This window comes from Pseudomonas sp. Sample_9, from assembly GCF_004307535.1.
GTDB lineage: Bacteria > Pseudomonadota > Gammaproteobacteria > Pseudomonadales > Pseudomonadaceae > Aquipseudomonas > Aquipseudomonas mercuritolerans.
This window is the reverse complement of sequence record NZ_RAZO01000509.1, coordinates 17,495-30,358: the sequence shown is the minus strand read 5'-3', so window position 1 is coordinate 30,358 and position 12,864 is coordinate 17,495. Positions and strand designations below refer to the sequence as shown.

The window sequence follows — 12,864 nt, the reverse complement described above, 5'->3', positions numbered from 1 at the left end:
AGCCGAGCGCCAGACGAATCGCATGGGGCGTATGGGCCGACAGCGAAAACGGCTCAGCGCTGGTGACCGAAATCTGCTGCTGCATCAACTCCACCACGATCTGATCGGCACGCACGTCTTCCGGCAACGGCAGCCACAAAAAATACGAAGCCGGATGAGCAATGTAGCGCAGCCCTTTCAGCACCTCGGCGGCCAAGGCCTGTCGAGCCATGGCATCGCTGCGCTTCTGCTCTTCAAGCACGGTGACGGTGCCGTCATCGAGCCAACCACAGGCAATGGCGGTCATCACCCCGGGGGTGTTCCACGTCGTCGCGCGAATGATCCGTTCCAGTGCAGGCACTTGAGGCAGCGGCGCGGCAATGAAGCCGACCCGCAATCCGGTGGCGATGTTTTTCGACAGGCCCGATACGTAAAACGTCCGTTCCGGTGCCAGTTCAATCAACGGGCATGGCGGGTTCTCGACCAGAAACGCGTAGGCCGCATCTTCGATAAGTGTCAGATCATAGCGGCGGGCAATCGCCACCAATCGTTCGCGCTGTTCCAGTGGCATGACCCAGCCCAGCGGATTGTGCAGCGTCGGCATGCTGTATACGGCGCGCACCGCACGCTGGCAACAGAGTCTGTCCAGTGCCGGCAAATCCGGGCCGTGCTCCGTCATCGGGATCGCCAGCACTTCCAGATGCAGCGCGTCGGCCAGCACCTTGAATCCCGAATAGGTCAGCGCATCGGCGGCAATCACATCGCCGGGTTTGAGCAGAGCCATCAGCGTCACCGCCAAACCTTGCTGAGCGCCGTTGACGATCAGCACTTGGTCGGCTTCAACCGCCACGCCGCGTGTCGACAAATGTCGCGCCACCGAGGCGCGTTCGTGGGCACGCCCGGCGTGGGGTTGATAACGCAGCAGGGCTTCCAGATCACCGGACAACGCCAGTTGACGCAACGCCGTGCGCAACAGTTCAGCCTGACCTGGCAAGGAGGGATAGTTGAAATTCAGGTCGATCATGCCGACCGCGACATCTTTCTGATCAATGCCCTGCCCCGGCGCCAGCGACGTTTCCCGGACAAACGTGCCGCGCCCGGCTTCACCACTGACCAGGCCCATCGCTTCAAGCTCGGCATAAACCCGTGAAGCGGTAACCAGTGCCAGTCCTTCCTGGCTCGCCAGCTGCCGATGCGTTGGCAGTCGCGTGCCCGGCGCCAATCGTCCGCCACGAATGTCTGCCGCATAGCGGTCAACCAGGGTCTTGTAACGGGAACGCGGCATGTCGGCTGTATCCATGACAATTTTTTGATTGTGCTGATTCTCGGCCCTAGGATCGCAGCGACACAAGCCACTTCTTGAGTGCCACCGACATGGACACAACATCGACTGCAAACAACCCCTCGCTGGAAAGAACCAGTGGCTGGATCAACGGCTTGATCGGCGTGCTGATCTTCAGCGGTTCACTGCCGGCCACACGTTTGGCGGTGCTGGAATTCGATCCGGTGTTTCTGACCGTGGTGCGAGCAGCGATCGCCGGCGCACTGGCGGTCGGACTTCTGCTGTTGTTCAAGCAACAGCGACCGTCGCGCCATCAGTGGCTGTCGCTGTTGATTGTGGCGCTGGGTGTGGTGTTGGGTTTTCCGCTGTTGACCGCGCTGGCATTGCAGCACGTGACGTCAGCGCATTCGATCGTGTTTGTAGGATTGCTGCCGCTGGCCACGGCGATATTTGCCGTGTTGCGTGGCGGTGAGCGGCCACGGCCGGTGTTCTGGATCTTCTCGATCCTGGGCAGCGCATTGGTGGTTGGCTTCGCCCTGTCCCAGGGACTGAGCGCCTCGCCGACCGGGGATCTGCTGATGCTCGCGGCGATCCTGGTTTGCGGCCTCGGTTACGCCGAAGGCGCGAAACTGTCACGCAGCCTCGGTGGCTGGCAGGTGATCTGCTGGGCGCTGGTGTTGTCGTTACCGCTGATGACAGTGCTGAGCCTATGGCTGGCGCCCGCCTCGTTCGCCGACATCAGCATTTCGGCGTGGATGTGCCTGGCTTACGTGTCGCTGTTCAGCATGCTGATCGGCTTCGTGTTCTGGTATCGCGGTCTGGCACAAGGTGGAATCGCAGCGGTCGGGCAGTTGCAGTTGCTGCAGCCGTTTTTTGGTCTGGCACTGGCGGCGACGTTGCTGCATGAGCAGGTCAGTGTCGGCATGCTCGGCGTCACGCTGGGGGTGATTCTTTGCGTGGCCGGAGCGAAGAAATTCGCCAGGTAATGTTCAGTGTTCGGCTTTCCATTGCCGAGGACTGAGCCCGGTCTTGCGCCGAAACGCCCGGGCCAGCGCCGACGGACTTTCGTATCCAACCTCCTCGGCAATCAGTGCAATCGGCCGGCCCTCGCGCAGGCGTTTCTGCGCAAGACTGACGCGCCAGCTCAACAGATAATCGGCCGGCGTCTGCCCGACCACGCGGCGGAACTGCTCGGCAAAACCGGCGCGGGACTGGTTCGCCGCCGCCGCGAGATCGGCCACACTCCAAGGCTTGTGCGGCTGCTCGTGGATCAGGTTCAAGGCGCGAGACACCCGCGGATCCGCCAGCCCGGCCATCATGCCCGGTTGCTGATCACGACTGCCGATGAGATGGCGCAGCAGCAGAATCACCAGCAGTTCAAACAGGCGATCCATCACCGCCACGCGCCCGCAATGTCCTTCAAAAGCTTCGTTGAACAGCCAGTCAAGGGTGCTGCGCAATTGCGGGATGTCGGTGAGTTTCAATACCAGATAGTCAGGCAACGCGGCGGCCAGGGCATTGCCCGAGCCACCGTCGAAGGTCAGCGAGGCACAGACAACCTGGCTGGCCATGGCCTCATCGGCAGACATCCGGTGGGTGAACGGCCGGGGAAAGAAAATCAGCGACGGTTCTTCCAGGCGAATTTCCCGCTCGTTGCCCGGTTTGAGCAGCAACGCCCCGGCTTGCAGAACATGCACATGGCCGACCGGTTCGCCTTCGTGAACGCTCACGCCGCAAAACGCGCCGCTATGGAAGGTGCCGGCGTTCACACCGAAATGACTGAGTAATGTGGAAAGGCGATCCATGGCTGACTCCCGAAGGCATATCTGGACGATCTGCCGCATATCCTCGACGATTTGCCGCCAAAGCGCCATTGGCAGCCCCTAAGATCTCTCCATCGCCGCTGCACTTCGCCGCGGATTTTCGGAGAATCACCATGAGCCGCATCCCTGCAATCAGCCTCGACACCGCCACCGACGCCACCCGTCCCGCACTGGAAGGCGTAAAGAAAAAAATCGGCTTCCTGCCCAACGTCTTCACCACCCTCGCCCAGGCGCCGGTTGCATTCGACACTTACCTGCAAGCCTCGGCCATCCTCGGCAAGACCTCATTGAGCGGCAAAGAGAAAGAAGCCATCTACCTCGCCACTTCGCAGGTCAACGGTTGCGACTATTGCCTGTCCGCACACACCGTGTTTGCCGGCAAAGCCGGGCTGTCGGCGCAGGACATCATCGCGGCACGTCACGGCGAACTGAATGCCTACGCCACCCTCGCCCGCCAACTGACCGAAACCCGTGGCCACTTGAGCGATGAACAATTGGCCGCTGCCCGCGCTGCCGGTATCGATGACCGCAAGATCATCGAAGTGATTGCCCTGGTGGCCGTGCAGACATTGACCAACTACCTGAACAACACGGCGCTGACCGACATTGACTTCCCGGCCGTCGAGGCCTGAGCAGTCGCTCACGATCCGCGGATAAAACCGGTGGCGAAAAGACGCTCTTTTCGCCACCGCTGTTTTTTGCTGCCATGATGTACGTCAGAATAATTCGCAGCGCAAACAGTGTCTGGTGCGCTGAAACCAAACAGCCTGTGCGCAGGTCTTTGTTCTCAGACAAATGCCCCGGAAAGACACGAACCCCATGACAGACTGGTTGCAAGACAACGGCGAGATGGCCGGGCAGATCCGCCATCACGACTGGGCGAATTCGCCCCTCGGCCCGTTGGAAAACTGGCCCGATGTACTCAAGACCACTGTCTCGCTCAGTCTCGCCTCGCATTTCCCTCAGGCGATCGTCTGGGGCCCGCAACTCATCACTCTCTATAACGACGCCTTCGTACCGATTCTCGGCGACAAGCCGCACGCGTTGGGACGCCCTTTCAGCGACATCTGGAAGGAAGCCTGGGACGAGATCAGCCCGATTGCGGAGGCCGCGTACTCCGGTCAGGCCACTTACATCGAAAACTTCGCTCTGCAGATCGAACGCGGCAAAGGCCCGGAGCAGGCGTTCTTCACTTTTTGCTATAGCCCGATTCGTGACTCCCACGGCAATGTCGTCGGCATGATCGACACCGTCACCGAGACCACCCAGACCGTTTATCTCAACCGACGCCTGGCGGTCCTCGATGCCATCGGCGAAGCGGTGACCAATGCCACGGATGCGCAAGCAATCCTGGCGGCGAGCACGCGGCTGATGGTCGAGCAACTGCGCCTGTCCAATTGCGCTTACGCCGACATGGATGCCGACGAAGACGGCTTCACCATTCGCGGCGACTATGCAGCGCCGGGTTCGCCGAGCATCGTCGGCCACTATCGTTTGCGCGATTTCGGCGAGAAAGCCGTACGTCTCCTGCGCGCGGGTCAACCTTTGGTGATCCACGACAACCGCAGCGAATTGCCGCCGGAGGAATCAGCGACCTTTCAGGGCATAGGCATCACCGCCACCATTTGCGTGCCGCTGATCAAGCAAGGTCGTCTTACCGCGTTAATGGCCATTCACGACAAAGTGCCGCGTGTCTGGTCGAGCTTCGAACAGGCGCTGCTCAGCGAAGTCACCGAACGTTGCTGGGCGCACATCGAACGGGTGCGCGCCGATGCCAACGTGCGCGAGGGCCTGCTTGCATTGGCCGAACTCAATGCCACGCTGGAGCAACGGGTCGAAGAGCGCAGCCTGCGTCTGGCCCAGGCCGAGTCGGCGTTGCGCCAGTCGCAGAAGCTCGAAGCCATCGGCCAATTGACCGGCGGCGTCGCCCATGACTTCAACAATTTGCTGACGATCATTCGTTCGTCGGTGGATTTTCTGCGCCAGCCCAACCTGCCGGAAGAACGCCGCCAGCGCTACATGCGCGCGGTTTCCGATACGGTCGAGCGCGCCTCCAAACTGACCAGCCAGTTGCTCGCCTTCGCTCGCCGTCAGCCGCTCAATCCGCAGGTGGTCGATGCCGGCGAACGGCTGGCCAATATTGGCGAGATGCTCGAATCGGTCACCGGCGCGCAGATTCACGTGTGCGTCGAGCGCCCGGATCACCCCTGCTACATCCGCGTCGATCTAAGCCAGTTTGAAACCGCGTTGATCAACATCGCCCTGAACGCTCGCGACGCCATGAATGGTCAGGGTGAACTGAAATTGCGCCTGGAGTGCCACAAAGCGCTGCCGCCGATTCGCGGCCACGCTGGGTCCAGCAGCCATTTCGTGTCGATTGCCCTGGCCGACACCGGTGCCGGCATCGACGCACACACCCTCGAACACATCTTCGAACCGTTCTTTACCACCAAGGCTGTCGGCAAAGGCACGGGTCTGGGGCTGTCGCAGGTGTTCGGCTTCGCCAAGCAATCGGGTGGCAACGTCGATGTTTCAAGCGTGATTGGCCAAGGCACTGAGTTCACCTTGTATTTGCCGCAAGTGCCGGCGGACGAGGCTGAACTCGACGATACCGAGGACGATGGCGAGGTGCAGCCGGCCTGCGAAAGACGTCGGGTGCTGGTGGTCGAGGACAATCTGGAGGTTGGCCGTTTCGCCAACCAGATTCTGCAGGATCTGGGTTATGAAACCGCGTGGGCGACCAACGCCGAAGAAGCCCTGCAACTGGCCGGCGGCGATGCCATGGCGTTCGATGCGGTGTTTTCCGACGTGGTAATGCCGGGCATCACCGGCGTCGCATTGGCCAAGGAGTTGCGCCAGCGCCGTCCCGATCTGCCGGTGATTCTGACCTCTGGCTATAGCGAAGAACTGGCCCGCAGCGGTTACGAAGGTTTCGAATTTCTCGCCAAGCCCTACTCCGCCGAACAGGTCTCGCGAATTCTCGGCAAGACCTGGCTCAAGGATGCAACGCCCGCGATTTCAGTCGTGATCGACGCCGGCGCGCTTGAGTAATTTTTTGCAGCGCTCCGACAGATGAAACACCTGGAGATGCTTGCCAGCCTTGGCGTAGCGCTCACGCAGGGTTTTCAACGCGGCAATCGCCGAGTAATCGACAAAGCTCAGGTGTCGGCAGTCGAGAGTGACTTTGGCCGGATCGTTGGCCGGATCGAATTGGTTGAGAAACGGCGTGGTCGAGGCAAAGAACAGCGTGCCGTGCAGGCGATAGAGCTTGCTGCCGTCCGCTTCCAGATGTTCATCGGCGTACAGTTCGCGGGCCTGCTGCCAGGCGAAATTGAGCGCGGCGATGATGATCCCGCACAGCACGGCCGTGGCCAGGTCGGTGAACACGGTGATGGTGGTCACGGCGATGATTACCAGCACATCGTGCAGCGGCACCTTGTTGATCACTCGCAACGAAGCCCAGGCGAAGGTCTGCTGCGACACCACGAACATCACCCCCACCAGCGCGGCGAGCGGAATACGCTCGATCAGCGGTGACAGAAACAGAATGAACAACAGAATCAGCACCCCGGCAACCACGCCAGACAAGCGCCCGCGCCCGCCGGAGCTGAGATTGATTACGGTCTGGCCGATCATCGCGCAACCACCCATGCCGCCGAACGCGCCGGACACCATGTTCGCCGCGCCGAGCGCCACGCACTCACGATCCGGATAGCCACGGGTTTCGGTGATTTCGTCGGTCAGGTTCAGCGTCAGCAGGGTTTCCAGCAGGCCGACCATCGCCATCAGGATCGCGTACGGGGCGATGATGCGCAGGGTTTCCAGGCTCCACGCAATGTCCGGCATGGCGAAAGTCGGCAGACCGCCGGCGATGTGCGCCATGTCGCCGAGGGTGCGGGTCGGCAAACCGAACAGGTAAACCAGCAGGCCGACGCCAAGGATCGCCACCAGCGCCGGCGGCACCGCTTTGGTCAGGCGCGGCAGGATGTAAACGATGGCCATGGTCAGCAGCACCAGCCCGGTCATCAGGTACAGCGGCGTACCGCTGAGCCAGTGCTCGCCGCTTTTGAAGTGCTCCAGTTGCGCCAGGGCAATGATGATCGCCAGGCCGTTGACGAAACCGAGCATCACCGGATGCGGCACCATGCGCACCAGTTTGCCCAAGCGCAACAGCCCGAACGCCATCATGATCAGACCACCGAGCAGCACCGTTGCCAGCAGATATTGCACGCCGTGTTGCACCACCAGCGCGACGATCACCACCGCCATCGAACCCGCCGCACCGGAAACCATGCCCGGTCGGCCGCCAAACAACGCTGTCAGCGTGCAAATGATGAACGCGCCGTACAGGCCCATCAGCGGATTGAGATGCGCGACCAGCGCGAAAGCAATGCATTCGGGCAACAGGGCGAACGAGGTGGTGAGTCCGGCGAGGACATCGGCGCGCAGACGAATCGGTTTCATGGCTTACCTGACAGAGCGGCCGTCGAGCACGGCCGCTGTTTTCGCGAAAAAAGAGGGAGGCGAATGTTACGGAATTGTTCGGCCTCGGGCCAGTGAAACACTGACATCGGTTGGCGCGGGCTGGAAATGGAAAACCTGATTGCTCAATGATGGCACTCTGCCCATAATTCGCACCCCCTTATGTTCTGTGCAAGGTATTGCCGTGAAGAAGTCTCTGCTGTTGATCCCGATGCTGGCGCTGCTGCTGCAAGGTTGTGGTATGACCATGACCCGCTACGAGCCGAGTTATGAAAACGTTCAGAAGCTCAAGCAGACCCCGCCTTTGAATGCGATCAGCAATCCGCAGGTCACCGCCGAATCAGGCGAAGGTTCTCTGGTAGTTCGCGCCAACCCTGTCCGCTCGCCGTCCGGCAGCATCCCGGCGCACATTCAGGACGCGATCACCGAAGAACTGCGCAAGGCCGGTCTGCTCGACCCGCAGGCTCAGCGTCAGTTAAAGGTTCTTGTGGTGAAAAACAACCTGTCCGCCGGGATGGGCACAGGCGACGGCCAGCTCGCTGCACGCTTCACTCTGCTCAACGGCAGTGATGTGGTGTACGACGCGACCAAAGATGTCAGCAGCCAGTGGAGCAGCAGCTTCTTCGGTTTCATCGCGATCCCGAACGCGGTCAACGCCTACAACCCGATGCTGCGTGATTTGCTCAAAGAGCTGTACAGCGATCCGAAATTTATCCAGGCGCTGAAGTAACCGACAAAAAAAGAGCCGCGATTGCGGCTCTTTTTTGGCTTCATGCCCGGGGAATACCGGCGTCCAGTGCCGAGTACTTCAGGTTGTTGTTATCAACCATCTGCTTGAGCAGCGCATTGACCTGACGGGTGAAGGTGTCGTTCACCGCGTCCTTCGGCGTGTTGGCCATCAGCGGAATGAACCAGATGCCGATCCAGGTGCCCACGGCGTCGTGGTTGCTCGCCGTCGTCACGGCCTGACCCTGCCCATCCTGCGCTTCCAGGCTCAGGGTGTACTGATCGCTGCCGTAGGCCGGGATGATCATCATGCTCAAACCACTGATGAAGGCCAGCACCATGGAACCGGCGTTCGGTGGATGGTTGTACATTTTCAGACGCAGGCTGTAGTCACCCGGCTGTTTCTCGAATTCGTCCAGCGTGACCCGACCAAACAGGCCGGAATCGGCAAGAATCTTCTGCAGCTGTGGCTTGAGTTGATCGCGCGCTTGCGGCACTTCCACTGCCGAGGCACTTTTCGGTTCGCCCTGGTAAAAGTCGAAATCGACGTAGACGTTTGGCTTGTTGGCGTAGTTGGCCATCGACGGCAGTGTCACCGGGGCCACTTCGTCTTTGGTGAAACTGGCACAACCGCCCAGCGCAAGAACCAGCCCCAGCGCCAGCATTTTCCCGAATTGCATGATGTCCGTCCCTCAGATGATTACCAGATGATGGCAATGCGCCTCCATCGCAGAAGCGGGCGGATTCTAGAGACAGCAATCGATTATGAAAAGGCTGAAGGGAAAAAATAGTTCGCATCGAAGCTTCGAGCATGGTCAGGGCATGAATTCCAGTTCCGACGTTCCATTGTTTTTGAAGCGCTCATACCAGGCTTGCAGAACATCAGGGAGCTTCTGCTTCCACTGCTGCGCATTGGTGTAGTAACGAAGATGTTCCTTGCCGCGGTCATCGTAGCTTTTGAAGATCAGCCAGACCTGCGCGTCGTCGGCACTCATCAGGATGCCGATGCCACCCAGACCACGCATCCACATTTCTACCACCTGAGCATCGGGCACATCTTTTGAGGCCTCGCCGATCTGCAATGAACCGGAGGTTTCCACGAGTTTCTGGTAGTCAGTCTTGAGCAGCGAACGCAGTGCCTGATCTTCTGCGGGCGTGCGAGCCAGACCGAGGCTGAGCAGATCGTAATCCAGCTTCAGCGGTTGTTCGGAAGCAACGTACCGACCGGCGTAATACACGCCCATGCCTCCGCCGCAGTCGGAGTCCGCACCGGTTTGCGTGACGTTCAGTACGCCATTGATGGGCGTGAAGGCGAGTTTGCAGGCGTCCTGAGCGTAAACGGCAGTTGCGTCGTTAAGTCGGGCAACGCCAGTCAGATCGCCAGAATTGGCGCCCTCGCCTGCTGATATATCGATGTCGATATGCGTGGCATCACGACGCTGGGTAACGACGGTCGCCAATGTCGAAGTGCCGCGCGGAATCAGTTGCCAGGTGGCATCCCAACTGAAGGGCTGAACCGCGTGTTCGAGCTCGGTGAGGCGCATCAGGTATTCGCGCCGCAGACATGCGCTCAGGGCACCGCAGGCGTTGCGGTTTTTCAGCCATTGGCGTTGGTCGGTTTTCAGAGCCTTGGGATCGGCAACTTTGCCCAGCGTTGTCCGCCATTGCTCGGCGAGCTTGTCGTCAAGGGTTGAGAGGTAGGGATCGCTGCAGATGGCTTTTTCGGTTTTGCTGGCGGCGCTGGTGCAATCGAAACTGCTGGCGTGAGCGGTGCAGGCAAGGACGAGAGAGGTCAGCGCCACGGCGTGACGCAGGGAGATAGCGAACATCGAGAGATTCCATTCTTCGGGCGGCGGGGAGTATGCCAGTGCTGCTGCCGTAAATCGCCGTTGTCGTAGAGCCTGCTCACCCCCTGTGGGAGCGAGCCTGCTCGCGAAGGCGGTATATCAGTCGGTTTGATGTTGGCTGTAACAGCGCTTTCGCGAGCAGGCTCGCTCCCACAGGGGTTTTGTGTGAGTTCAGAAGGTGATTTGGGCTGCCGGTTTGACGTCGATTCGCGCCACGGAACTGGTCAGGGCGGCGAAGTCCTTGTTGTGTTCGGCAATGATGTCCTCGGCGCTCATGTTGCCGTTATCCACCGTCGAATGCGCATCCTGCGCGACGACGATGTCGTAGCCCAGTGAATGCGCGCTGCGCACTGTGGCGTTGACGCAGTAATCGGTTTGCAGGCCGCAGATGATCAGGCGTTCGAAGTCCTCGCTGGGCAGCAGCTTGCCGAGCTCGGTCTGGTAGAAAGAGTCCCCGGTAGTTTTGCCTACAAGCAGGTCTTTCGTCGAAGTCAGCAGACCGTTAGCCAGTTGCCAACCGTCCGCCCCATGCACGAATGGACCGTCCTTTTCTTCATGCTGAATCAACACCACTGGAACGCCAGCGTCGCGGGCGCGCTGGCTCAGATCGTTGATCGTGGCGATCACGCGGTCGATTTCAAAGCACTGATATTCACCAGCACACAGCGCCTGCTGGACGTCGATGATCAGTAATGCGGTGGTCATGTCGAGCCTTCCTTGATCAGTCCTTGAGATGGGGCGGACTTGCGCCCGCCCCTCTTTTACTCCGCTCAGTAACCCAAAGACAAGCCGGTATTACGCCGTGGATCATTGGCGCCGTAGAAGCGATTCTTGCCAACCGGTTTGCCGCCCAGTGACGGCGCGCCGACCAAAATCGCGGCGATGTGGTTGGCATCCTGCGGGCCGGCAAACTTGTGACCCCAGCTTTCCAGAATCTTTTTCGTATCCGGGCTGGCGGCGAAGTCTTCGAGGTTGGTTTCCTCCGGCATCCACTGCTGATGGAAGCGCGGCGCGTCGACCGCTTCCTGCAAGCCCATGCCGTAATCGATGACGTTGAGCATGGTCAGCAAGGTCGCGGTGATGATCCGGCTACCACCCGGCGTGCCGACTACCATCACCACTTTGCCGTCCTTGGTGACGATGGTCGGACTCATCGACGACAGCGGCGCCTTGCCCGGTGCGATGGCATTGGCCTCCCCCTGGACCAGCCCGTACATGTTCGGCACGCCGACCTTGGAGGTGAAGTCGTCCATCTCGTCATTGAGGATCACCCCGGTCTTGCTCGCCATCACGCCCGCGCCGAACCAGTCGTTGAGCGTGTACGTCACCGAAACGGCATTGCCCCACTTGTCGACAATCGAATAGTGCGTGGTGTTGCTGCCTTCGTGGGGCGCTACACCGGGCTTGAGCTCAGCCGACACGCCGGCCTTCTGCGGCTGGATGGCGTCGCGCAGTTTGGTCGCGTAGTTCTTGTCCAGCAGATGCTCGATGGGATTTTTCACGAAATCCGGATCGCCAAGGTAGCTGTTGCGATCGACGTACGCGTGGCGCATCGCTTCGATCTGGTAGTGCATGCCCTGAGCCGAATGGAAGCCCAGGTCCTTCATCGGATAGCCTTCGAGGATATTCATGATCTGGCAGATCACCACCCCGCCGGAGCTTGGCGGTGGCGCCGAGACCACGTGATAGCCGCGATAATCGCACTCAACCGGGGCCAGTTCGCGGGTCTTGTATTTGTCCAGGTCAGCCTGGGTGATGATGCCTTTGTTGGCCTGACTGGAGGTGACGATGGCATCGGCGACCCAGCCTTTGTAGAAGCCGTCGGCGCCCTTGTCGGAAATCGTCCGCAGGGTTTTCGCCAGATCCTTTTGCACCAGTTTCTGCCCGACCTGCATCGGCTCGCCGTTGCTGAGGAAGATCGAGCCGGAATCGCGCATGTCCTTCTTGAACACATCCGTCGCGTACTCAAGCAACTCGACATCGCCCTGTTGCAGTTCGAAACCGTCTTCGGCCAGTTTGATCGCCGGGGCAATCATCTCCTTGCGCTGTTTGGTGCCGTATTTGCTCAGCGCCAGCTCCATGCCAGACACTGTACCCGGCACGCCGACCGCCAGGTGCCCGCGGGTGCTCAGGTCCGGGATGACGTTACCGTCCTTGTCCAGATACATGTTGGCGGTCGCTGCCAGCGGCGCTTTTTCGCGGAAATCGAGAAAGCTCTTGCGCCCGTCCGCCAGTTGAATGGTCATGAACCCGCCGCCGCCGAGGTTGCCCGCAGCCGGATAGACCACCGCCAGCGCATAGCCCACCGCGACCGCCGCATCCACGGCGTTGCCGCCGCTTTTCAACACATCGACACCCACATGGGTCGCCAGATGTTGCGCGGTGACCACCATGCCGTTTTCCGCCGCAACCGGCGCCACTGATGCCGCGTGAGCCATGAGACAGCTGAGCGCCAGGGAGGTCGCAATGAGCGATCTGGCCAAAGGTTCGTACTTCATGAGTCGATCTCTTTTTGTTTTCGGGGACTGCGCAAACGCAGGGCAACGCTTCAGGAGCAACAAGCAGTATGGCCGGCTTTACGTATTGCGCCTCCCCGTTCAGCCAGTATGCTGAGCCATCGCAGCCGTCGGCAGCTCCTGCCCGAATCAAGCGAAGAGGTTGTTCATCGCCGCGTACTGCAACAGCATGATGGTCTTGGCATCGCAGATCTCGCCGCGTTGAAACG

11 protein-coding genes and 1 pseudogene are annotated in these 12,864 nt (G+C 60.3%); 4 read left to right on the top strand and 8 right to left on the bottom strand.

Annotation, left to right across the window (positions count from 1 at the left end; all coding sequences use genetic code 11):
* On the bottom strand, positions 1-1,264 hold a 1,264-nt coding region (locus D6877_RS28875; protein ID WP_130912891.1), incomplete at its 3' end, for a PLP-dependent aminotransferase family protein.
* A gap of 89 nt (positions 1,265-1,353) precedes the next feature.
* Between D6877_RS28875 and D6877_RS28870 the strand changes: the two genes are divergently transcribed.
* Positions 1,354-2,247, top strand: coding sequence for a DMT family transporter (locus tag D6877_RS28870; protein ID WP_130912890.1), 894 nt, complete (start codon positions 1,354-1,356; stop codon positions 2,245-2,247).
* A 3-nt stretch (positions 2,248-2,250) separates the two neighbouring features.
* On the opposite strand, the gene D6877_RS28865 is transcribed toward D6877_RS28870, so the two are convergent.
* Positions 2,251-3,066 (bottom strand): AraC family transcriptional regulator, encoded by an 816-nt coding sequence (locus D6877_RS28865; RefSeq protein ID WP_130912889.1) that lies wholly within the window; start codon positions 3,064-3,066, stop codon positions 2,251-2,253.
* 131 nt (positions 3,067-3,197) lie between these two features.
* Between D6877_RS28865 and D6877_RS28860 the strand changes: the two genes are divergently transcribed.
* Complete coding sequence (locus D6877_RS28860) at positions 3,198-3,716, top strand: carboxymuconolactone decarboxylase family protein (protein ID WP_130912888.1); 519 nt, start codon at positions 3,198-3,200, stop codon at positions 3,714-3,716.
* 187 nt (positions 3,717-3,903) lie between these two features.
* Positions 3,904-6,135: a response regulator gene (locus D6877_RS28855; RefSeq protein WP_130912887.1), complete on the top strand. Its 2,232-nt coding sequence runs from the start codon at positions 3,904-3,906 to the stop codon at positions 6,133-6,135.
* On the opposite strand, the gene D6877_RS28850 is transcribed toward D6877_RS28855, so the two are convergent.
* A complete protein-coding gene (locus D6877_RS28850) occupies positions 6,103-7,548 on the bottom strand; it encodes a SulP family inorganic anion transporter (protein ID WP_130888684.1) in 1,446 nt (481 codons plus the stop codon). The two genes, D6877_RS28855 and D6877_RS28850, sit on opposite strands and share 33 nt — an antisense overlap.
* 202 nt (positions 7,549-7,750) lie before the next feature.
* On the opposite strand from D6877_RS28850, the gene D6877_RS28845 reads away from it, so the two are divergent.
* Positions 7,751-8,296: a hypothetical protein gene (locus tag D6877_RS28845; RefSeq protein WP_130912886.1), complete on the top strand. Its 546-nt coding sequence runs from the start codon at positions 7,751-7,753 to the stop codon at positions 8,294-8,296.
* A gap of 40 nt (positions 8,297-8,336) precedes the next feature.
* Here the strand turns inward: D6877_RS28845 and D6877_RS28840 are convergent, their stop codons facing one another.
* From D6877_RS28840 to D6877_RS30145, 5 genes and pseudogenes are all read right to left on the bottom strand, one after another.
* Positions 8,337-8,972, bottom strand: a complete 636-nt coding sequence (locus D6877_RS28840; protein ID WP_130912885.1) for a hypothetical protein — start codon at positions 8,970-8,972, stop codon at positions 8,337-8,339.
* 135 nt (positions 8,973-9,107) lie between these two features.
* The gene (locus D6877_RS28835) at positions 9,108-10,121 is read right to left on the bottom strand and encodes a lysozyme inhibitor LprI family protein (protein ID WP_130912884.1); all 1,014 of its coding nucleotides are present in this window, start codon (positions 10,119-10,121) and stop codon (positions 9,108-9,110) included.
* Positions 10,122-10,310: 189 nt separating this feature from the next.
* Positions 10,311-10,844, bottom strand: coding sequence for a cysteine hydrolase family protein (locus tag D6877_RS28830; RefSeq protein WP_130912883.1), 534 nt, complete (start codon positions 10,842-10,844; stop codon positions 10,311-10,313).
* Between the two features lie 65 nt (positions 10,845-10,909).
* The gene (ggt, locus tag D6877_RS28825) at positions 10,910-12,637 is read right to left on the bottom strand and encodes a gamma-glutamyltransferase (protein WP_130912882.1); all 1,728 of its coding nucleotides are present in this window, start codon (positions 12,635-12,637) and stop codon (positions 10,910-10,912) included.
* Positions 12,638-12,784: 147 nt separating this feature from the next.
* A pseudogene (locus tag D6877_RS30145) lies at positions 12,785-12,864 on the bottom strand (GDP-mannose pyrophosphatase); the annotation flags it as partial.